19 protein-coding genes and 1 riboswitch are annotated in these 20,279 nt (G+C 70.0%); of the genes, 11 read left to right on the plus strand and 8 right to left on the minus strand.

The window, feature by feature from the left end; translation table 11 throughout:
- Positions 1 to 16: 16 nt before the first annotated feature.
- Positions 17 to 1,066 carry a thiamine ABC transporter substrate-binding protein gene (locus SY84_RS13870; protein WP_046844495.1) on the minus strand — a complete coding sequence of 350 codons (1,050 nt, stop codon included), beginning with the start codon at positions 1,064 to 1,066 and terminating at the stop codon, positions 17 to 19.
- A 51-nt stretch (positions 1,067 to 1,117) separates the two neighbouring features.
- Positions 1,118 to 1,217: riboswitch (TPP riboswitch) on the minus strand.
- Positions 1,218 to 1,303: 86 nt separating this feature from the next.
- Here SY84_RS13870 and SY84_RS13875 point away from each other — a divergent pair.
- The 4 genes from SY84_RS13875 (at position 1,304) to SY84_RS13890 (ending at position 4,628) form a co-directional block, all read left to right on the plus strand.
- On the plus strand, positions 1,304 to 1,750 hold the full coding sequence (locus SY84_RS13875; protein WP_046844496.1) for an NUDIX domain-containing protein: 447 nt from the start codon (positions 1,304 to 1,306) through the stop codon (positions 1,748 to 1,750).
- Positions 1,747 to 2,208, plus strand: a complete 462-nt coding sequence (locus tag SY84_RS13880; RefSeq protein ID WP_046844497.1) for an NUDIX domain-containing protein — start codon at positions 1,747 to 1,749, stop codon at positions 2,206 to 2,208. The genes SY84_RS13875 and SY84_RS13880 overlap by 4 nt, the downstream gene beginning before the upstream one ends.
- Before the next feature lie 315 nt (positions 2,209 to 2,523).
- On the plus strand, positions 2,524 to 3,009 hold the full coding sequence (locus tag SY84_RS13885) for a MarR family winged helix-turn-helix transcriptional regulator (protein WP_046844498.1): 486 nt from the start codon (positions 2,524 to 2,526) through the stop codon (positions 3,007 to 3,009).
- Positions 3,006 to 4,628, plus strand: coding sequence for an MDR family MFS transporter (locus SY84_RS13890; RefSeq protein ID WP_046844499.1), 1,623 nt, complete (start codon positions 3,006 to 3,008; stop codon positions 4,626 to 4,628). Before SY84_RS13885 ends, SY84_RS13890 begins: the two co-directional genes overlap by 4 nt.
- A gap of 87 nt (positions 4,629 to 4,715) precedes the next feature.
- On the opposite strand, the gene SY84_RS13895 is transcribed toward SY84_RS13890, so the two are convergent.
- Together SY84_RS13895 and SY84_RS13900 are read right to left on the minus strand one after the other, a co-directional pair.
- Positions 4,716 to 6,854, minus strand: a complete 2,139-nt coding sequence (locus SY84_RS13895; protein WP_081424610.1) for a DNA internalization-related competence protein ComEC/Rec2 — start codon at positions 6,852 to 6,854, stop codon at positions 4,716 to 4,718.
- A gap of 47 nt (positions 6,855 to 6,901) precedes the next feature.
- Positions 6,902 to 7,279, minus strand: coding sequence for a ComEA family DNA-binding protein (locus SY84_RS13900; protein WP_046845262.1), 378 nt, complete (start codon positions 7,277 to 7,279; stop codon positions 6,902 to 6,904).
- A 327-nt stretch (positions 7,280 to 7,606) separates the two neighbouring features.
- On the opposite strand from SY84_RS13900, the gene rpmH reads away from it, so the two are divergent.
- The 4 genes from rpmH to yidC all read left to right on the plus strand — a co-directional run bounded on the left by rpmH (position 7,607) and on the right by yidC (position 10,176).
- Positions 7,607 to 7,750, plus strand: a complete 144-nt coding sequence (gene rpmH, locus SY84_RS13905; protein ID WP_046844501.1) for a 50S ribosomal protein L34 — start codon at positions 7,607 to 7,609, stop codon at positions 7,748 to 7,750.
- A gap of 70 nt (positions 7,751 to 7,820) precedes the next feature.
- Positions 7,821 to 8,321 (plus strand): ribonuclease P protein component, encoded by a 501-nt coding sequence (rnpA, locus tag SY84_RS13910; RefSeq protein ID WP_046844502.1) that lies wholly within the window; start codon positions 7,821 to 7,823, stop codon positions 8,319 to 8,321.
- Between the two features lie 17 nt (positions 8,322 to 8,338).
- The gene (gene yidD / locus SY84_RS13915) at positions 8,339 to 8,572 is read left to right on the plus strand and encodes a membrane protein insertion efficiency factor YidD (protein ID WP_046845263.1); all 234 of its coding nucleotides are present in this window, start codon (positions 8,339 to 8,341) and stop codon (positions 8,570 to 8,572) included.
- On the plus strand, positions 8,569 to 10,176 hold the full coding sequence (gene yidC / locus SY84_RS13920; protein ID WP_046844503.1) for a YidC/Oxa1 family membrane protein insertase: 1,608 nt from the start codon (positions 8,569 to 8,571) through the stop codon (positions 10,174 to 10,176). The genes yidD and yidC overlap by 4 nt, the downstream gene beginning before the upstream one ends.
- Before the next feature lie 61 nt (positions 10,177 to 10,237).
- On the opposite strand, the gene SY84_RS13925 is transcribed toward yidC, so the two are convergent.
- From SY84_RS13925 to SY84_RS13935, 3 genes are all read right to left on the minus strand, one after another.
- Positions 10,238 to 10,564 (minus strand): hypothetical protein, encoded by a 327-nt coding sequence (locus SY84_RS13925; RefSeq protein ID WP_046844504.1) that lies wholly within the window; start codon positions 10,562 to 10,564, stop codon positions 10,238 to 10,240.
- A 252-nt stretch (positions 10,565 to 10,816) separates the two neighbouring features.
- Positions 10,817 to 12,733, minus strand: a complete 1,917-nt coding sequence (locus SY84_RS13930; RefSeq protein ID WP_052751179.1) for a heavy metal translocating P-type ATPase — start codon at positions 12,731 to 12,733, stop codon at positions 10,817 to 10,819.
- 198 nt (positions 12,734 to 12,931) lie between these two features.
- Positions 12,932 to 14,410, minus strand: coding sequence for an NADP-dependent isocitrate dehydrogenase (locus SY84_RS13935; protein ID WP_046844505.1), 1,479 nt, complete (start codon positions 14,408 to 14,410; stop codon positions 12,932 to 12,934).
- Positions 14,411 to 14,480: 70 nt separating this feature from the next.
- Between SY84_RS13935 and SY84_RS13940 the strand changes: the two genes are divergently transcribed.
- Together SY84_RS13940 and SY84_RS13945 are read left to right on the plus strand one after the other, a co-directional pair.
- Entirely contained in the window at positions 14,481 to 14,759 is a 279-nt protein-coding gene (locus SY84_RS13940) for a helix-turn-helix transcriptional regulator (protein WP_046844506.1), read from the plus strand.
- 50 nt (positions 14,760 to 14,809) lie between these two features.
- A complete protein-coding gene (locus SY84_RS13945) occupies positions 14,810 to 15,490 on the plus strand; it encodes an acetyltransferase (RefSeq protein WP_052751180.1) in 681 nt (226 codons plus the stop codon).
- A gap of 224 nt (positions 15,491 to 15,714) precedes the next feature.
- Here the strand turns inward: SY84_RS13945 and SY84_RS16815 are convergent, their stop codons facing one another.
- Together SY84_RS16815 and SY84_RS13955 are read right to left on the minus strand one after the other, a co-directional pair.
- Complete coding sequence (locus SY84_RS16815; protein ID WP_052751181.1) at positions 15,715 to 16,497, minus strand: DUF664 domain-containing protein; 783 nt, start codon at positions 16,495 to 16,497, stop codon at positions 15,715 to 15,717.
- 32 nt (positions 16,498 to 16,529) lie between these two features.
- Positions 16,530 to 17,360 carry a hypothetical protein gene (locus SY84_RS13955; protein ID WP_162200799.1) on the minus strand — a complete coding sequence of 277 codons (831 nt, stop codon included), beginning with the start codon at positions 17,358 to 17,360 and terminating at the stop codon, positions 16,530 to 16,532.
- Between the two features lie 178 nt (positions 17,361 to 17,538).
- Between SY84_RS13955 and acnA the strand changes: the two genes are divergently transcribed.
- Positions 17,539 to 20,247 carry an aconitate hydratase AcnA gene (gene acnA / locus SY84_RS13960; RefSeq protein ID WP_046844507.1) on the plus strand — a complete coding sequence of 903 codons (2,709 nt, stop codon included), beginning with the start codon at positions 17,539 to 17,541 and terminating at the stop codon, positions 20,245 to 20,247.
- Positions 20,248 to 20,279: the final 32 nt, after the last annotated feature.

The following is a 20,279-nucleotide window of genomic DNA, read 5'->3' on the forward strand; positions in this document are numbered from 1 at the left end:
CCACTCCCCACTCCCCTCACCGCGCGCGCAGCACCTGCGTGACCCACGCGTCCACGAGGCGCTGGGGGTTGGCGGCAATGTCGGCTTTCACGGTGGCGGCCTGGGGCTGCTGCGCGAAGGTGAACACGGGGTTCAGGGGGGTGCCCTTCACGGCGGGGTAGATCCACATGCGGGTGGGGATGTCGGTCTGGACGGGGGCGCTCAGCATGAAGTCCACGAATTTCCGGGCGAGGGCGGCCTGTTTGGTGCCTTTCAGGATGCCCACGCCTTCCAGCTGCGTGTAGGTGCTGCCGGGCAGGAACAGGTTGGCGGTGGGGGCCTGCGCGGGAAGTTTGGCGGGGTTGAAACCGTCGGCGTAGAAGACTTCCGCGGCGGGGCTACTGGCGTAGGACAGCACGATGGGGTACCTGCCGCCGTTCTTGGTGAAGTCCTTGTAGTACGCGTCACTCCAGCCGCGCGTGACTTTCATGCCGCCCGCGCGGGCGGCGCGCCACCACTGCCACGCGCCCGCCTCGCCGTAGTGGTTGACGGTGGCCAGCAGGAACGCGAGGCCGGGGCTGCTCGTGGCGGGACTCTGCACGACCGTGAGTTTGGCGTAGGCGGGGGTTTTCAGGTCGTCGAGGGTTTTGGGCAGTGCGACCTTGTTCTTCTCGAACCACGCGCGGTCGTAGTTCAGGGCCACGAAGCCGTAATCGACGGTGTTCAGCAGGCCGTCGTCGCCCAGGCGGTACGCGGCGGGCACGCGGGACAGCGCGGGGCTCCTGTACGGCTGGAGAATACCGGCCTGCCGGGCGCGGGGCAGCAGGCTGTTGTCCAGGCCGTACACCACGTCGCCGATGGGGGCGCGGCGGGTGAGGATCAGGCGGTTCAGAAGTTCCCCGGCGTCGCCGCCCTTGATGAAGCGCACCTTGGCCCGGTTCTGCGTCTCGAACGCGGCGATGAGTTTCTTGTCCACGTCGAACGAGTCGTGCGTGATGACGGTCAGGGTGGTCTGTGCTGGGGTGGTCTGGGCGCTGGAGGCGCTGGCGACGGCGAGTGCGGCAAGTACAGTCAGTGTGGTACGCATAGGAAAGTCCCCTCGCGTCACGAGGGGAAGCGGTGGGCCTACGCCACGGGTGTGGGCGGCCGGTCACGCTCCCTCCGCCGGAATGACCCGGATCAGGTTCCTGGGGTAAGTCTCAGCCCGCCGATCTCGGCAGGCACCCCCGGTGACGCACGCACGAGGATAGCGCAGGCCGCCGCGCTGGGGGTGTCCTGCGTTACCGGTTGCGGTTGCGGGGCGCGGCGCGTGCCACCCTGGGCCATGCGGAATCTGCTCGTGTGGGTGGTCATGCAGGATGAGGGGGGCCGCGTGCTGCTCGGGCGCCGGGACGGCTCGGCGTACGGGCATGGCCTGTGGGGCCTGCCGGGTGGCGGCGTGGAGCGCGGCGAGGGTCTGCCCGAGGCGGCCGCGCGCGAGGTCTGGGAGGAGATGGGCCTGACCCTCGACCCGGCCGGGCTGTCCCTGCTGGGTGTGCGCCGCTATGAGGTGGACGGCGCGCAGGGCACGGATTTCCTGTTCCGCGCGCGGTTCTGGCAGGGCGAGCCGCAGCCGCTCCACAAGACCTCCGAGGTCGCCTGGTTTGCCCCCGACGCGCTGCCCCCGGACGCCCTGCCGTGGATCGCGCCGCTGCTGGACGCCCACCTGCGGCGCGGGGCGCGCCTGACCGAGCAGTTGCGCGACGTGCGCGAGGCCCGGGTGATCGCGTGACGTTTCATCTGGTGGCGTGGCTGATCGTGCAGGACCATGCGGGGCGGGTGCTGCTGGGCCGCCGCTCCGGGTCGTCGTACGCCGATGGGCTGTGGGGCCTGCCGGGCGGGCACGTGGAGGTGGGGGAGACGCTGGCGCAGGCGGCGGCCCGCGAGGGGCTGGAGGAGGTGGGCCTGCGCGTGAACCCGGCGGCCCTGACCTGCCTGGGAGCCTGCCGCTACGACCTGGACGGCATGGGGGGCCTGGACGTGTTCTTCCTGACCTGCGACTGGGCGGGCGAGCCCACACCACTGGAGAAGACCTCCGAGGTCGGGTGGTTCGACCCGCACGCCCTGCCGGGGGACGCCCTGCCGTGGCTGCCGGGCGTGCTGGACGCGCATCTGCGCGGCGGGGTGCGCCTCTCGGAGATGCTGGACGGCTGGGCGGCCGTGAGGGGCGTGCCGCTGGCCGAGCACTGACGGTGGGTTTCAGAGGCGTTGAGGGATGTCCTCAAGGCCTCTGATACGGGATTCAAGTGATGCCACGTCATTCGGAGTCGCCCGGTGGCCCCTCACCCTTCCGTCGCCTCGCTCCTCCCTCCCTCTCCCACAGGGGGAGAGGGGACAACGGACCGTGACCGCATTGGAAGCGAGTCACTTGCATCCCGTATGAAACGAGCGGAGTGAGAACCTGTCAGCGCGGTCGCCCCCTGAAGTGTGACCTGTGGTGTTCCCGCTGGATGAACACTTGCTCACTGGCGAGAACTCCTTCCATTTGAAATACTTCCATCTGAAATGAACGGAAGTCCCACCCTCACCCCCACCCCAGTCGTGGACGACCTGTACGGCCTCGTCCGGCTGATCCTGCGGCTGTCCCGGCGCGTGCACCACGTCCTGGACGAGCCGCTGGAAACCGCGCTGGGCCTGAACACCAAGGAACTGCTTGTGCTGGCCAGCGTCATGGACGGCGCCGACACGCCCGGCGCCGTGGCGCAGGCTCAGAATCTCCCCGCGCCCACCGTGACCCGCATGGTCACCAAGCTCGTCCAGGCGGGCTTGGTGCGCCGCGTCACCGACCCCAGCGACCTGCGGGTGCAGCGCCTGGAACTCACGCCCGACGGGCAGGCCACCCGCGCCCGTACCCGCGCGGTCGCGCAGGACATCGTCCACGCGCACTTCGGGCACCTGCCCCCCGAGCGCGTGCAGGCGGCGCTGACCGCGCTGGCCGCCCTGGACGCCGCCCTGCACGCCCCCTGCCCCACTCCCGGAGACCCGCAATGACCCCCACCCCTGCCGCGCCCACACACAGCGGCCTGAACGAACGGGAGAAGATCCTCGCGTTCGTGGGCATCCTGACTGTGCTGTTCCTGTCCAGCCTCAACCTCACGGTTGTCGGCAGCGCCATGCCCCGCGTCATCAGCGACCTGGGCGGCTTCCACCTGTACGCCTGGGCGTTCACCGCGTACTCCCTGGCGACCACCATCACGATTCCCATCGTCGGGACCATCAGCGACCGCTATGGCCGCCGCCCACTGATCCTGCTCGGCATCGCCGTGTTCACCCTCGGCAGTGTGCTGCTGGGCTTCGTGCAGAACATGGAGCAGCTGATCATCCTGCGGGCCGTGCAGGGCATCGGCGGCGGCACCCTGATGGCCATGAGCTTCACCGCCATTGCCGACCTGTTCACGCCCATCGAACGCGGCCGTTACCAGGGTTACACCGGCGCCGTGTGGGGCGTCAGCTCCGTCGTGGGGCCGCTGGTCGGGGGCTTCCTGACCGACCACCTGGGCTGGCGCAGCGTGTTCTTCGTGAACCTGCCCTTCGCGCTGCTCGCCGCGTACTTCATCTGGCGGTACTTCCGCCTGCCCGCCCCTGGCGCCCGCGGCCACTTCGACGCCCTGGGCGCGCTGCTGCTGGGTGTGTCCGTCACCACCCTGACCCTGGCGCTCTCGTGGGGCGGCGGCACGTACGCCTGGGGCAGCGCCCCCATCCTCGGGCTGCTGGCCGCCACCCTGGTCACGTTCGGCGCGTACGCGTGGCACAGCGCCCGCCAGGAACGCCCCATCCTCGACCTGCGCCTCCTGAAGGACCGGGGCATCGCCATCGCGTCCCTCGCGGGCTTCCTGACGAGCGCCGGCATGTACGCCGCGATCCTGTACCTCCCGCTGTACATGCAGGGCGTGCGCGGCAGCAGCGCCAGCGGCAGCGGTCTGGCCCTCGCGCCGCTGATGTTCGGCATGATCCTCACCAGCACCCTCAGCGGGCAGGTCGTCAGCCGCACCGGCCGTTACAAGACCCTCATCCTGATCGGCGGGATCGTCGCCACCGGCGCGCTCCTGCTCGCCAGTACGCTGGGCACCGCGACCCCCATCCTGATCGCCGTGGGCATCATGGTCCTGCTGGGTCTGGGCCTGGGTCCCGTGAACAGCCAGCTGACCCTGGCGGTGCAGAACGCCGCGCCGCGCGAACAGCTGGGCAGCGCCACCAGCGGCAACCAGTTCTTCCGGCAGATCGGCGGCACCCTGGCCGTCAGCCTGTTCGGCGCGCTCGTGAACGCCCACCTGAACGCCAACCTCGCCGCGCAGCTGCCCGAACAGGCCCGCACGCTGCCCGCCCCCGTGCAGGATGCCATCGCCAACCCGAACCTGCTGACCAGCCCGCAGGCCACCGCGCAGCTCGGCGCGGGCCTGGGCCAACTGGGCGACGCGAACCTGCTCCAGCCCATCCTGGATGCCCTGCGCGGCGTCATGGCCGGCGCGATCGATCAGGTGTTCCTGGTGTCCGCCGTGCTCGTGGGCCTCGCGTTCCTGGCGACCATCGCCCTGCCCGAACGGCCCCTGAAGGGCCGCACCGGACTCGCCCCGCGCGCCGAGAAGATCGAGGTCAGCGCCGCCGACTGAAGCGGGGTTGTGGGCTGTGGGGTGCAGGTTGTGGGAACAGACCCATGCCTGCACCCCACAACCCACTGCCACCACCCCACCCCCCACTCACGGCACAGGCCAGCGGATCGTGCCCAGCTGATCGGTGCGCCACGCCCGCGAGTGGACCTGCGCCAGGCGGGTCAGCACGTCCTGGTGAGGGTGCCCGTAGGTGTTCCGTCCCACGCTGATCACGGTGTCGGCGGGGCTGGTCTGCCCCAGGAGGGCCGCGCCGGTGCTGTGGCGGCTGCCGTGGTGCGCGGCCTTCAGGAGGTCCAGCGGTCCGGCGCCCAGCCGCTCCTCGGTGAGGTCCGCGAGGTCGCCCAGGAACGCGGCCCGCCACCCGCGCGACTCCAGGCGCAGGGCGACGCTGTTGTCGTTGTCCTCGGTGGACCACGCGGTCCCGGCGGGCCACAGGACGGTCAGGGAGGCGCCGTCGGAGGTGACCTGATCGCCCCGGCGAACCTCGCGCACCGGCACGCGCCTCTCCTGCGCGGCCAGCAGCACGGCGGTCAGGACCGGATCGTCCGTCTTGCGCTGCCCGATCCAGACCTCCCCGACCGGCAGCTGCCGCAGCACGCTCGCGGCGCCCTCGATATGGTCGGTGTCCGCGTGCGTGGCGACGAGCACGTCCAGTTTCCGCACGCCCAGGGCCCGCAGGGTGGGCACGACCGTGTGCGCGCCCACGTCGTAGTCACTGCCCACCGAACCCCCGGCGTCCACGAGGACCGTCAGGTGGGGCAGGCGGATCAGGGTGCTGTCCCCCTGCCCGACATCCAGAAAGACCACCTCCCGCGCGGGGTGCAGTCGTCCCGGCAGGGTCGTCAGCAGCAGGCAGGCCAGCCACGTGCCCAGCGCGGCGGGCGCGCGGACGCGGCCCAGCAGCCACAGCCACCCGGCCAGCACGGCCGCGCCGTACGCCAGCAGTCCTCCCACGCCCACCTGCCCCCAGCTCAGGACCGGGGCCTGCCCGAAGGTCCGGGCGACCAGCAGCAGCGCGTCGGCCAGCACGCCATTGACCACGTTCAGCGGCAGGGCCAGCGGCCCCAGCAGTCCCGCCAGGAACCCCAGCGGGACCAGTAGGGCCATGATCGCCCCGGCCAGCAGGTTCGCGGGCAGGCCCACGAGCGGCACCTGCCCGAACGTTCCCGCGATGACTGGCAGCGTCCCGGCCTCGGCCAGCAGGGTCGCCGCGAGACCCAGCCGCAGCCAGCGCGGCCAGCGTTCCGGCAGCCGTCCCGCCACCCGGTCGGACTGCGTCAGGGCCAGCACCGCCAGGAACGACAGCTGGAAGCCTACGTCTGTCAGCCACAGCGGGAACAGCAGCAGGCACGCCAGCGCCGCCAGCGCGATCACGCCGGTCGGGTCGGGCCGCCCGCGCCCCAGCGCCAGGGCCAGCAGCACCGCGCCGCCCATCAGTACAGCCCGCGTGATGCTCGCCGAGGACTGCACGAGCAGCAGGTACGGCCCGAGCAGCAGCACCGGCAGCCCGAACCGCCACGCGGGGGCCGCGCCCAGCCGCGTCAGCAGCAGGATCAGCGCACCGGTCAGGATCGCCACGTTCTGCCCGGACAGCGCCATCAGGTGCGCCAGCCCCGCCCGCGCGAACGCGTCCCGCACGGCCTCACCCTCGCTGAACTGCTCGCGGCTGATGTCCCCACGGTCGCCCAGTTCGATGGCCTGCATCAGCGCGCCCTGCCGCTCGGTCAGGCCCGTGGTCAGGCCCCGGCGGAACCAGCCGCGCAGACCGCCCTGCGGCTGGAACTCCCGCACCCGCGCGCCCACGAGCGCGCCGCCCGGCATGACGCTCAGCAGGCCCCCCTGCGCGCGGAACCACGCGGCCTGATCGAACCCGCCCGGCGTGCGGCGGCCCTCCGGGGCGAGCAGGCGGCCCGACACCCGCAGCCGCCCCGGCCCCTGCGTGGGCTTCGGCGCCAGCGTCACGCGGGCGGGCGGGTCCCGCAGGGTCAGGAACTGCCCGTCCCAGTCGCCCTGCACCGTCACCTGCGCCCCGAACCACGGCGTCAGGAGGTTCGGGCGGGTCAGCACCGCGTGCGCGGACGCCCAGCCCGCCGCGCCGCCCAGCGCGACCAGCGCCAGTAGGACCGGCCGGGCGTGCCACAGCACCAGCCCCGCGCCGGCCAGCAGCGCCGCCACGCCCCACGCCTGCCCCAGCGCCAGCAGGATGCCGCCGATCACGCCCACCACCGCCGCAACCGGCCACGGCAGGCTGCCCGCTCTGGGCCGGGGCGCGTTCAGAACGACACCAGCGGCCCCAGGGCCTTCAGCGCCGCTGGCCCGACGCCCTTCACGCGGTCCAGGTCCGCCAGCGAGCGGTAGGGCCGCCCCGCCACGATCCTTGAGGCCAGTGCCGGGCCGACCCTCGGCAGGGCTTCAAGCTGCTCCAGGCTGGCCGAATTCAGGTTCACCCGCCCGGAGATCAGCGGCGTGATGCTGGTCGTGGTGGGGTAGACCGGCGCCTCTGGCGTGGTGGGCGCAGGCGAGGTCGCCGCAGGCAGCGCCACGCGGGTCACGGTCGGCACACGCGGCTGCGGGAACAGGGCCGGCATCAACGTGAACGCCGCCGCGAACAGCACCGCGCCGCCCAGCAGGAGCGTCCAGCGGTCCGGCATGGCCACCCGGGAGACACCGTAGGGCGCCGCAGGACTCGGGATCCGGACAGGGGGTGCTGGAGGAGGGGCTGCGGTAGGCACGGCGTGCCGTCCTGCCCCCCGCTCGGGCGCGGACGGATCGGCCGGGTGAGAGGTCGCCACCTCGGTGCTGGGCATGCGGTCAGCTTAGAAGTCGGGTGACGGGCACGCTGCCTCATCTGCCCTTTGCCCTGCGGGCAGCAGCCATGCTACACTCCCGGAGTTTGCCTCCCGAGGGAGGCGTTCCCGCGTGACGCTGCGCGCCCGGCCAGCAGGCCAGCGGCTCCGCGAGAAGAAGAGGAGAGCACCATGAAGCGTACCTACCAGCCCAACAACCGCAAGCGCGCCAAGACCCACGGCTTCCGCGCCCGCATGAAGACCAAGTCCGGCCGTAACATCCTCGCGCGTCGCCGCGCCAAGGGCCGTCACCAGCTCACCGTCGCCGACGAGTAAGCTCTCCGGAGCGGCCCTCATCGCACAGTCAGACCCTCCCAGCGCCACCCAGGATCGGCCCCGCCGTCCGGTGGCGCTGGACTCATTACGGGGCGACCGCGACTTCCGTAAGGTTCGCGCCCACGGGCAGGCGATCCGCGATCCGCTGTTCACACTGCGCGTCACCGAGTACCGCCCCCGCCACAGGGAGGCGTGGCAGCCACGCGCGATCATCGGCATCGTGGTGAGCAAGAAGACCCTGAAAAAGGCCGTGGACCGCAACCGCGCCCGTCGCCGCGCCCGCGAAGCCCTGCGCACCCTGCCCGGCGGTCTCCCCGCCTGCCGCGCCATCCTGCTCCCCAACCCCGCCATCCTGACGGTGCCGTTCACGGATCTCCAGGCGGCGCTGGAACGCGCCCTGAAGCGCGCCCCCACGCGCGGCGGCCGGGGTGGCAAGGGCGGCAGCAGCGGAAAAGGCGGAGTCGGCGGGAACCCGGGCGGCGGGCGGCGCGTACCTGCCCCCGTGCCCCCAGCCGCCCCCCAGCCCGCGCTAGACTCACCGGAACCCGACCCGCAGGGGGAACACGCGTGAACGCGCCCCGCAAACTGATGGTCCGGGCCGTCCGTTCCTACCAGCAGCACCTCTCGCCCCGGAAGCCCGCGCCCACCTGCCGCTTCACCCCGACCTGCTCGGAGTACGCCGCGCAGGCCATCGAGCGGCACGGCGCCGTGAAGGGCGGCTGGCTGGCCACGTGGCGCATCATGCGCTGCAATCCCCTGGTGCCCGGCGGGTTCGACCCGGTCCCCGAGCACTTCCCCAAGAGGCAACCCCGAAACCCATGAAGACACGACACCTGCTTCCAATCGCCGCCCTGGGCGGCATGTTGCTGCTCAGCGGCTGCGGTCAGACCGGCCCGCTCCCCACCTTCGGCAAGGCCATCACCCCCGAATGGATCAAGGCCGACTTCGACGGCCAGCCCGGCGACGAGTACATCGCCACGAGCAACCTCCAGGACGTGGTGTTCAACGCGCGTGGCGAGGTCATCGGCTGGTACGTCAAGGGCTACGCCGGAACCCCCTACATCAAGAAGCGGGCCGACGGCACCTACGACTTCAGCGCCCTGACCAACCAGAAGGGCATCGTGAACATGGTCGCCGGGCGCAAGGCCCTGGCCGTCGAGGACAAGGCCGCCGGGCTCGATCCCGCGCAGCCGGCCGAGACCAGCACCCCGACCGGCCTGACCACCGACCTGAAGGCCAACCGCCAGGACGCCGTGTTCCGCTACACGCAGGGCGGCGCGACCGTCACGAAGACCGTCACCCTGCACCCCCGGAACTTCAAGGTCGACCTGAAGACTGAGGTGACGGGCGGCTCCGAACGCGTGAACATCCTGTTCCCGGGTCTGGGCAAGGCCGATAACCCGCGCGTGCAGGCCTACACGCAGGGTGGCGCGCAGCCCGCCGCCGTGCAGGGCAGCGGTACCCTGAGTGTCGACAACATCCAGTACGCCGCGCTTCAGGAAGTCGGTGGATCGGCATTCGGTCCAGGACAGGCCGCACACGCCTTGATGATCCTCCCGCAGGGCGGCACGCAGGTGAACACCACGCTGACAGGCGGCAGCCAGGGCCTGATCACGGCGTCCGTGCCCGCCAGCAGCAATCTGGAAGTCTACGGCGGCAAGAACGAACTGATTCATCTGTACCAGAGCGGCTACACCGACCTGCCCGGCCTGTTCAAACCGAACTTCTTCGGTCAGATCAGCCTGCTGATCGTGAAACTCATGGAGCAGCTGTACAAGCTGATCGGCAACTGGGGGCTGGTGCTGGTCGTCCTGACGATCCTGCTGCGCGCCATCATGTGGCCCCTGATGCAGGCGCAGGGCCGCACCACCGCCCGCATGCAGGTCATGCAGCCCAAGATCAAGGAAATCCAGGAGAAGTACAGGGACCGCAAGGACATGGACTCCCAGCGGGCCATGCAGGCCGAGATGGCCCAGCTGTACAAGGACTACAACTTCAACCCGGCCGGGTGCTTCTCCACGTTCATTCCGTTCCCGGTGCTGATCGCGCTGTGGTCCACGATCCGCAACTTCGAGTTCGACAGCGGCTTCCTGTGGCTGCCGGACCTCGCCATTCCGGACCCGTTCTACCTGCTGGCCCTCGTGTACCTGATCGTGAACATCGGCCAGCTGTACGTCATGACCCGCAAGACCCCGGAGATGTTCCGCCAGCAGGCGTTCATCTACCTGATCTTCCTGTACTTCGCGCTGACCTTCCCGGCGGGCGTGACGATCTACATCATCCTGTCCACCCTGATCGGCATCGGGCAGCAGATCCTGATCAACAAGCAGGTCGAGAAGGAAACCGCCACCATCGGCCAGAAGGTCGAGAAGGCCCCCGCCCGGCCCGCCAAGGCCAGCAAGACCATCGACGCGCCCAAGAAGTAACGCCGAGGTTTCAAGGGAAGCGCCCACCCCTGACGGCGGGTGGGCGCTTTCGTGTAGGGGTTCAGGCCTTGTCGCTGTCCGCCTTCGTGTCGGGGTCGGTCGTCGCTCCGCTGGCGGGCAGTCCGCCCTGCATGCTCCCGAACGAGGTGGGGTTCACATCCGTGCCGCCCTGCGCGTCCGACCGGGGGTCGGTGGTCAGACTCACCTGCTGCGCCTGCGACGTGATGTCCCCCGCATGGGCGTTCGCGTCGCTGACGCCGGTGTACTGGCCCTCGGTGGCGGCGTCCCCGGCGTTCTTGGGCGTGCCGGTATTCCACTGCGCCTGGTCGTTGATGGTGTCCTGTGAGACGTTCGCGTTCGCCTCGCCGTTCGGTCTGCCTTCTCCCATATCGTGGCCTCCCGCCCCGCCTGCACGGAGCACCTGAACTGAAGTGTGTCGCCGCCCAGCGTAGGCCCCCGCAGGCGGGCACCGGGTGGGGGCCGCGTTCACGAGACCTTACGGCGCGGCCCGGCCGGGCTCAGCGGCCCTCGCCCTCGCCTTCCCCGCCGAAGGTCGCCTCCAGGCCCGCCGCGAGCTGTTCCGGCTCCTGAACACGCAGGCTGGAGTCCATCCTCCGCGCCCCGCATACCGCTCTCTGGCCTATACCCGGCGGCGCAGCAGGCGCAGGCCCATGAACACCACGAACACCGTGCCGCCCTCGTGCGCCAGGACGCCCAGCGGCAGCGGGACCTTGCCCGCCACGGCGAGAGGCGCGACGATCAGGATCACCCCGAACGCGAAGGCGAGGTTCGTGATCACGGTGCGCCGCGCGTCGCGGGCCAGCCGCACCGCGCCCGCCAGTTTCCCGAGGTCGTTCTGCATGAGGACCACGTCCGCGCTCTCGATGGCGACGTCGGTGCCGGACGCGACTGCGACGCCCAGGTCGGCGCGGGCCAGGGCGGGCGCGTCGTTCACGCCGTCCCCGACCATGGCGACCGGGCCGGGCAGCTCGCCGATCAGGCGCAGCTTGTCCTCGGGCAGCAGCCCCGCGCGGAACTCACTCAGGCCCACCTCGGCGGCCACGCTGCGGGCGACCTCCTCGCGGTCGCCGGTCAGCATGACGCGGTGGGCGACGCCGCTGGCCTTCAGGGCGTCCAGCGCGGCGCGGATGTCGGGCCGCAGGGCGTCGGCGACGCCCATCACGCCGGTTACGCGCGGGCCGACGCCGACGATGACGCTGCTGCTGCCGTGCGCGCCCAGGTCACTCAGGGCCGCCTGCTGCGTGGCGTCCAGCGTGGCGCCCTGCCGGTCCGCGAGGCGGACGTTCCCCGCCCACGCGACCTGCCCGTCCGGCAGGTGGGCCTCGATGCCGTGGCCGGGAATTGCCTGCGCGTCCGTGACGGTCAGCGGGGTCACACTGCGTTCCCCGGCGGCGGTGACGATGGCCTGCGCGATGGGGTGCTCGCTGTGCGCCTCCAGTCCGGCGGCCAGCGCCAGCGCCTGGCCCTCGTCCCCGGCGTGCACAGCCGTCAGGGTCATGCGCGCCTGCGTCAGCGTGCCGGTCTTGTCGAACGCGACGGTCTGCACGCCCGCCAGGGCGTCCAGCGCGGCGCTGCTCTTGAACAGCACCCCGGCGCGCGCGGCGGCTGCCATGGCCGAGAGCATCACGGCGGGCGTGCTGATCACCACGGCGCAGGGGCTGGCGACCACCATGAACGTCATCGCGCGGTACCACGCGTCGTCCACGCTCAGACCGAACCCGAAGCGCAGCAGGGCGTACACGGCGGGCACGAGGGCCAGCACGATCATCGCGTACGGGCTCTCCCAGCGTTCGGTCAGGCTCTCGGTGCGGCTCTTCTGCGTCTGCGCCTGCTCCATCAGGCCCACCAGCCGCGCCAGGGTGCTCTCGCCTGCCAGGCGGATCACTTCGGCCTCCACGCTGCCGTTCAGGTTCACGGTGCCGGACGCCAGCTCCGCGCCAGGGACCTTGTCCACCGGGACGCTCTCACCCGTGATAGGACTCTCGTCCACGCTCGTCTGCCCCCGGACGACCCGCGCGTCGGCGGCGACCCGCTCGCCGGGCCGCACGACCAGCAGGTCCCCGATGCGGATCTCGCCCAGTTCACACCATTTCTCCACGCCGTCCCGGCGGACGGTCGCACCTTCCGGGTTCAGGTTCATCAGGGCCTGGATGGCGCTGGACGTGCGGCCCATCGCCCAGTCCTGCAGGGTGTTACTGAGGCTGAACAGGAACAGCAGGATCGCGCCGTCCGCCGCCTGCCCGATGCTCGCCGCGCCCAGGGCCGCCAGGACCATCAGCAGGTCCACGTCCAGCTTGCGGTCCACGAACAGCGAGTGCAGCGCCTCGCGCCCGGCGGGAATGCCGCCCGCCAGGAACGCCGTGACGTACCCGGCCCACCCCACGGCCGGGAGGTGCAGGAGGTACTGCCCGGTCAGGCCCACGAGCAGGCCAGCCAGGGTCAGGGCGGTCAGGGTGACGGCGCGGCGCAGCTCCGGCGACATCGTGAAGCGCGGCTCTCGGCGGTCGCGCGGGGTGGTGAGGGTCTGGGTGGTCACGGGAAGCCTCCGGGGTGGGGGAGAGGGACGACCCTCCTTAATAGGAAGGATTCTCAATAAGAGGATTCTACTCCCCCCTCCTCCCGAACTCAACGCAGAACACCCACCGGAATGCTCGGCAATCCCGGCCCCAGAACAGGCGAGGGCCGCACCCTCCCACGCGGGAAGAGGGCGGCCCCCCGTCAGACGATCTGCCTGCTACTGCCCCTGACCCATCGAGTAACCCGGCACCCCGTCGAAGGTGTACAGGTGCTCGGTCTTGATGAAATCCAGCCCGCTGCCCAGCAGGCCCGTCAGCAGCGCCACCACGTCCGCGTGCCGCACCGGCCCGTCCCCATTGGTCAGGAAGCGGCAGCGCCAGTGATCCGCAAGGAACGTCTCCGGCTGTCCGCCCGGCCAGACCTTCACCCCCCGGTTCGTGATCATGTTCAGCCGCAGCCGCCCGGTCGCCAGCGCCTCCAGCCGCGCCGCCAGCACCGCCGGATCACGGTCCGCCTCGGCCCACTCGAAGAACACGTCCGTGCCCACCAGGGCCTTCACCACGTCCCGGCGCCCCGGCTGCGGCGCGGGCGCGGGCAGCTGCCCCGGTCCCCGGCGCGCGGCGGGCAGCACCTGCGGCTCCTGCCCCAGCCGGGCGATCACGGCGTCCGCGAACCCGCGCGTCCCGACCCGCTCACGGGTGTGTTCTCCCGCGATGTCGGCGGTGTGCACGCCGTCCTCCAGGGTGCGCAGCCACGCGTTCTGCACCCGCACCGCCACGTCGTGCTGCCCCAGGTGCCCCAGCATCATGACCGCCGCCTGCAGCAGCCCGCCGGGGTTGGCGACGTTCTGCCCGGCGATGTCCGGCGCGCTGCCGTGAATCGCCTCGAACAGCGCGAAGCTCGGGCCGATGTTCGCGCTGCCCGCCAGCCCCACCGAGCCCGTCACCTCGGCCGCCACGTCACTGATGATGTCCCCGTACAGGTTCAGGGTCACGACCACGTCGTACCGTTCCGGGCGGGTCGCCAGCCGTGCCGTGCCGATGTCGATGATCTGGTGCTCCTGTTCGAGGTCCGGGTACTCGGCGCCGATCTCGCGGAACACCTGATGGAACAGGCCGTCCGTGAGCTTCATGATGTTGTCCTTGCTCAGGGCCGTCACCCTGCGCCGCCCGTGCGCGCGGGCGTACTCGAAGGCGTACCGCACGATCCGCTCGCAGCCGTCCCGCGTGACGAGCTTCAGGCACTGCACGACCTCGCGCGTCTGGCGGTGCTCGATCCCGGCGTACAGGTCCTCCTCGTTCTCGCGGATGATGACCACGTCCGTGCCCGCGTGGTGGCTGGGCACGAACGGCGCGTAGGCGCGGCACGGGCGGACGTTCGCGTACAGGCCCAGCGTCTTGCGCAGCGTGACGTTCACGCTCTTGTACCCGCCGCCCTGCGGGGTGGTGATGGGCGCTTTCAGGAGCATGCCCGCCGCGCGCAGGGTGTCCCAGGTGTCGGGCGTGAAGCCGCTGGTGTGGCCCTCGCGGTACACCGCCTCGCCGATACGGATCGGGACGGGCTGGATGCGCGCCCCGGCGGCGGCCAGGATCCGCAGGGTGGCGTCCATGATCTCCGGGCCGATGCCGTCCCCATGGGCGACGGCGACAGTGGTGAGGGTCGCGGTGTGGGCAGGGTCCAGCGTGGGTTGAGTCATGATTCCTCCAATGACGAAATCTAATATGCGAAAAGTATGTCGTATATTGTGTGCTAAGGTCAACCCACCCATGACCACGCCCGCCCCGTGGACCTTCCTCACCAACCACACCCACGTCCTGCTGTGCCTACAGCGGCACCCCGGCGACACCCTCCGCGAAGTCGCCACGCGCGTCGGCATCACCGAACGCGCCGTACAACGCATCGTCCGCGACCTCGAAGACGCCGGCGTCCTCACCCGCGAACGCCAGGGCCGCCGCAACACCTACCGCCTCCAGCCCAGCACCCCCCTGCGCCACCCCCTCGAAGCGCACCACACCGTCGGCGAACTCCTCGACCTGCTCCGCTGAAGAGGCCCGATCCTGACCGCCGCACCGGCACCCCGACCTACAATCCCGCCATGACAACGCACAAGCTCCATATCAAGCGAGTCGTCATTGTCGGTACTGGCGGACACGCCCGCGAGATCCACGAACTCATTGAAGACATCAACACCGCAGCGCCCACCTGGGAGATCATGGGCTGGCTGGACAGCAACGCTGCTGCCCATGGCACGACCGTCCACGACCTGCCCGTCTTGGGTGACGTTGAATGGCTCCAAGCCAATCCAGACGTGTACGTCACTGTCGCCATCGGCGCGCCACCCGTCCGCCGCCGCGTGGTGGAGCGCGTCCGCGCCGTCGGCCACACCAAGTTCGCCACGCTGATCCACCCCACCGCCCTGATCGGACGCCGTGTCGAGATCGGCGAGGGCACCGTCATCTGCGCCGGCGTCATCACCAGCACCGACTACCGCCTGGGACAGCACGTCTTGATCAACAGGATGGCCACCGTCGCCCACGACGACCACCTGCACGACTTCGTGACCATCGCCCCCAGCGCCGTGATCAGCGGGAACGTCACCATCGGCGAGGGCACCGACCTGGGCACGAACGCCACCGTGAACCAGGGCGTCGAGATCGGTGCCTGGACCATCGTCGGCTCGGGCGCCGTCGTCACGAAATCCCTCCCCGCCAACTGCACCGCTGTCGGCGCCCCGGCCAAACCCATCAAGGAACGCCCGGAGGGCTGGCACCTCTGATACGGGATTAAATTGACTTGCTTGCAACGTGATCACGTGCCGTTGTCCCCTCTCCCCCTGTGGGAGAGGGAGGGAGGCGCGAAGCGACGGAAGGGTGAGGGGGCCGCCGGGCGACTCCGAATGATGTGGAATCACTTTAGTCCCGTATGACAGAGGCACGCGGCGACGCTGTGGGAGCGTGTCGGCCACCGCGTGAGCGTGAATACCACTGTGCCCCCCGCCGCTCAGCCGGGCCGCGCCACGCGCGTGACGGTCACGTCCTGCGTGCCGTCAGCGCGCCGGACCGTGAAGGTGCTGCTGACACCCGGCGCGGCCCCCAGCCGCAACTCATGGAAGTAGACGCCCTGCACGTCCATCCCGTCGATGGCGACGATCTCATCCCCGGTCTTCAACCCCGCCTGCGCGGCCGGGCTGCCCTTGAACACCGTGCGGCAGCGCACCCCACGACCGTCCGCGAGCGGTTCCAGCCACGCGCCCGTCAGGCCCAGCCCCTGCAACCCCGGCTGGTGCCGCCGCAGCAGCCGCAGCTGGCCGCGGTGGTTGATCTCGTCCTCGAACACGTGGAACCACATGAAGTGCCGGTTGCCCGTGCCCCCCCAGAAGGGGAGGGGTTCGTCCAGCCACGCGTCGTCCCGTGATCCCAGCAGCTCCAGCGTTCCAGCGCGCACCCGGGTCAGTTCCTCCAGGTAGTGCCGCAGCGGGCGCCCCCGGAGCTCCGCGCGGCCCTGCTCCCCGAGGTTCAATCCCGGCCGGTACTGCGCCTCCAGCGCACTGTCCGGGTCCGGGTGACCGTCACTGATCAGCTGGTAGATACGCTCCACCGCCGCCATGTGCGCCAGCAGCATCCCGGCGCTGTTCGCGTGACCGTCCGGAATCAGGTCCAGTTCCTCGACTGTCCAGCCCTGCACGGCCTCCAGGGTCGTCTCGCGCGTGTAGGTCATCATCCCGACCAGTCGCGCGATCATGGGTGTGAAACCGGGCCGGTCCGTGAGCAGCGTGGAGGACATGCCCGCAGCATACGGGTCACTTCCGCGCGGCGTTACTTCAGTTCGGCGGCGAGGTTCAGCACGGCTTTCTTCAGGGTGACGGCGCCGCCCCCGGCGGAGAGGACCTCGCCGGTGCTCCCGTCCACGATGCGGGCGACGGCGCGGGCGGCGCCGCTCCCGTCGGGTTCCACGGTGATCTCCAGGCGCTGCCCGTGCCCGAGGTTCTGCGCGGCGGTGTTCAGCACCCAGTCGGCCCAGTTGATCTTCTCGGCCTGCGGGGCGTTCGCCTTCGCCTCCTGCTTCTCGCGGTAGGCCTGGGTCTTCTGGTCGACGTGGGTGCGGATGACCTCGAAGCGTTCGGGGTTGCTCAGGGTGTCGAAGGGCACCTCGTCGCCGCTGTCCGGGTGGTGGACCAGGGCGTCGGGCTGCATCTTCTTCACGACGCTGGCCATGATGCGGACCTCGGCGGCGGGGACGTCCCAGGGCACATCGTCCTCGCCTTCCATTTCAGGCTGGGTGTCCGGCGCGGCGGCCTCCACGAGGCGGGCGACGACGCGCTGCTGTTCGGGTTCGAGTTCCTCGATGACCTTCGCGGCGGCGCGGTACGAGCGGGCCTGCGCCTCGTTCTTCGGCTGGATGCCCAGCGGATCGAGGACCTTCGCGACGTCGGATGCGTCGATCAGGCGTCCGGCCTGCGGGGCGGTGAAGCCCCAGCGGTCCTGCAGGTACGCCTCGAAGGACTCGTAGGAGGCGCGGTAGAAGCCGTTGTCGCGGATCTCGCTGAGGGCCTGTCCGGTGCGGCGGAAGTCACGCAGGCCGTCGCGGACGGTCTGTTCCAGCGCGGAGAGGCGGGCGGACTCGTGGGGGGCGAGGGAAGCGGTCACGCCCTGAAGTATGCGCGAGCGGCGGCCCCGGTGTCCGGGGAGGGGACCCCGACCGGCGCGCGTTGTCCCCGGCGGGGTGACGCTGGCGGGCGTTCGTGCCTGCACGGGTAACGCCCGCCCACACACGAAACATTTATGATGGAAGAACCGCCCCCTGTGGGCAAGGAGGAAACCAAGCATGGCGATGAACCTGTTCGGGACGCGCGACGTCCTCACCACGCAAAGCGGTCAGAAACTCTACTACTACAACCTGAACAAACTTCAGGAGCAGGGCCACGACATCACCCGCCTGCCCGTCAGCATCAAGGTGCTGCTCGAGAGCGTCCTGCGCGAAGCGAACGACTACGACGTCCGCCGCGAGGACGTCACCACCGTCGCCGGGTGGAAACCCGTCAACGAGGAAGTCGAGATTCCCTTCAAGCCCGCCCGCGTGATCCTCCAGGACTTCACCGGCGTGCCCGCCGTCGTGGACCTCGCCGCCATGCGCAGCGCCATGGTCAAGCTCGGCGGTGACCCCAGCAAGATCAACCCGCTGATCCCCGTGGACCTCGTTATCGACCACAGCGTGCAGGTCGACGAGTTCGGCACCGACTTCGCGCTGGCGAACAACATGGCCCTCGAATTCGAGCGCAACCGCGAACGTTACGAATTCCTCCGCTGGGGCCAGCAGGCCTTCGACAACTTCGGCGTCGTGCCCCCCGCCAGCGGCATCGTGCACCAGGTCAACCTGGAGTACCTCGCCAAGGGCGTCCAGAGTCGTCCCGAGGACGACGGCGTCGTCGTGTACCCCGACAGCCTCGTCGGCACGGATTCTCATACCACCATGATCAACGGCCTGGGCATCGTCGGCTGGGGCGTCGGCGGCATCGAGGCCGAGGCCGTCATGCTGGGCCAGCCGATCTACATGCTGATGCCCGAAGTGATCGGCTTCAAGATCACGGGCGCCATGCCCGAAGGCGCGACCGCCACCGACCTCGCGCTGCGCGTCACCGAGATGCTGCGCGCCAAGGGCGTCGTGGGCAAGTTCGTCGAGTTCTACGGCGCGGGCCTGAGCAACATGACCCTCCCCGACCGCGCCACCATCGCCAACATGGCCCCCGAATACGGCGCCACCATGGGCTTCTTCCCCGTGGACGACGAGGCGCTGCGCTACCTGCGCCGCACCGGCCGCCTGGACACCGAAGTCGAACTGGTCGAGGCGTACTACAAGGCCCAGGGCATGTACCGCACCGACGAGACCGTCGATCCCGTCTTCACCGACACCATCGAACTCGACCTCGGCACCATCGTCCCCAGCCTCGCAGGCCCCAAGCGTCCCCAGGACCGCGTGGACCTGACCGGCATGCACACCGTGTTCAACGAGGCCCTCACCGCGCCCGTCAAGGCCCGCGGCTTCGAACTGCCCGCTGACAAGCTGGACGCGCAGGGCACCATCGGCGGCACCGACATCAAGATCGGCCACGGCGCCGTGACCCTCGCCAGCATCACCAGCTGCACGAACACCAGCAACCCCAGCGTCCTCATCGCCGCGGGCCTGGTCGCCAAGAAAGCCGCCCAGCTGGGCCTGAAGAGCAAGCCCTGGGTCAAGACCAGCCTCGCCCCCGGCTCAAGGGTCGTCACCGAGTACCTCGAAGCCGCCGGGCTCCAGAGCTACCTCGACCAGATCGGCTTCAACACCGTCGGCTACGGCTGCATGACCTGCATCGGCAACAGCGGCCCCCTCCCCGAACCCGTCGTGGAAGCCATCCAGGAAGGTGACCTCGTCGTCGCCAGCGTTCTGTCCGGCAACCGCAACTTCGAAGGCCGCGTCAACCCGCACATCAAGGCCAACTACCTCGCCTCCCCGCCCCTGGTCGTCGCGTACGCCCTGGCCGGCACCGTCGTGAACGACATCGTGAACGACCCCATCGGCACCGGCCCCGACGGCCAGAGCGTGTACCTGCGCGACGTGTGGCCCACCACCGCCGAGATCCAGCAGGTCATGGACCAGGCCATCAACGCCGAGATGTTCAAGAAGGTCTACGACGGCATCGAGAAGAGCAACCAGGACTGGAACGCCATCCCCGTCGCCGAGGGCGCGCTGTACGACTGGAAAGAAGACAGCACCTACATCCAGAACCCGCCCTTCTTCGACAACCTCGCCGGTGGCCCCAGCGACATCGTCAGCATCGAGGGCGCCCGCGCCCTGGTGAAGGTCGGCGACTCCGTCACCACCGACCACATCAGCCCCGCCGGGAGCTTCAAGGCCGACACCCCCGCCGGGAAGTTCCTCACCGAACGCGGCATCCAGCCGAAGGACTTCAACAGCTACGGCAGCCGCCGCGGCAACGACCGCATTATGACGCGCGGCACGTTCGCCAACATCCGCCTGAAGAACCAGCTCGCCCCCGGCACCGAAGGCGGCTTCACCACCGACTACACCACCGGACAGGTCAGCTCCATCTACGACGCCTCTGTGAACTACAAGGCCAGCAACATCCCCCTGGTCATCTTCGCGGGCAAGGACTACGGCATGGGCAGCAGCCGCGACTGGGCCGCCAAGGGCACCTTCCTGCTGGGCGTGAAGGCCGTCATCGCCGAGAGTTTCGAGCGCATCCACCGCAGCAACCTGGTGGGCATGGGCGTCCTGCCCCTGCAGTACAAGAACGGCGAGACCGCCGAGAGCCTGGGTATCCAGGGTGACGAGACCTTCGACGTGCTCCTCCCCGGCGACCTCAAGCCCCGCCAGGACGTCAGTGTCCGCATCACCAAGGACGGCCAGAGCCGTATCATCACCGTCCAGTGCCGCATCGACACCCCCGTCGAAATCGACTACTACAAGAACGGCGGCATCCTCCAGACCGTGCTGCGCGGCATCCTCGCCAAGAGCAACGAAGTCAAAGCGTAAAAACTCTAATTGCTGCCAAGTATGCGGCGTGG

The organism is Deinococcus soli (ex Cha et al. 2016) (genome assembly GCF_001007995.1).
GTDB lineage: Bacteria > Deinococcota > Deinococci > Deinococcales > Deinococcaceae > Deinococcus > Deinococcus soli.

Bases quoted from the DNA above. Each gene is read 5' to 3' on its own strand.
- SY84_RS13890 (WP_046844499.1), top strand. From the start codon at position 3,006: ATGACCCCCACCCCTGCCGCGCCCACACACAGCGGCCTGAACGAACGG.
- SY84_RS13885 (WP_046844498.1), top strand. From the start codon at position 2,524: ATGAACGGAAGTCCCACCCTCACCCCCACCCCAGTCGTGGACGACCTG.
- yidC (WP_046844503.1), top strand. From the start codon at position 8,569: ATGAAGACACGACACCTGCTTCCAATCGCCGCCCTGGGCGGCATGTTG.
- rpmH (WP_046844501.1), top strand. From the start codon at position 7,607: ATGAAGCGTACCTACCAGCCCAACAACCGCAAGCGCGCCAAGACCCAC.
- SY84_RS13900 (WP_046845262.1), bottom strand. From the start codon at position 7,279: ATGCCGGACCGCTGGACGCTCCTGCTGGGCGGCGCGGTGCTGTTCGCG.
- SY84_RS13870 (WP_046844495.1), bottom strand. From the start codon at position 1,066: ATGCGTACCACACTGACTGTACTTGCCGCACTCGCCGTCGCCAGCGCC.
- acnA (WP_046844507.1), top strand. From the start codon at position 17,539: ATGGCGATGAACCTGTTCGGGACGCGCGACGTCCTCACCACGCAAAGC.
- SY84_RS13945 (WP_052751180.1), top strand. From the start codon at position 14,810: ATGACAACGCACAAGCTCCATATCAAGCGAGTCGTCATTGTCGGTACT.
- yidD (WP_046845263.1), top strand. From the start codon at position 8,339: ATGGTCCGGGCCGTCCGTTCCTACCAGCAGCACCTCTCGCCCCGGAAG.
- SY84_RS16815 (WP_052751181.1), bottom strand. From the start codon at position 16,497: ATGTCCTCCACGCTGCTCACGGACCGGCCCGGTTTCACACCCATGATC.
- SY84_RS13935 (WP_046844505.1), bottom strand. From the start codon at position 14,410: ATGACTCAACCCACGCTGGACCCTGCCCACACCGCGACCCTCACCACT.
- SY84_RS13940 (WP_046844506.1), top strand. From the start codon at position 14,481: ATGACCACGCCCGCCCCGTGGACCTTCCTCACCAACCACACCCACGTC.
- SY84_RS13925 (WP_046844504.1), bottom strand. From the start codon at position 10,564: ATGGGAGAAGGCAGACCGAACGGCGAGGCGAACGCGAACGTCTCACAG.
- SY84_RS13875 (WP_046844496.1), top strand. From the start codon at position 1,304: ATGCGGAATCTGCTCGTGTGGGTGGTCATGCAGGATGAGGGGGGCCGC.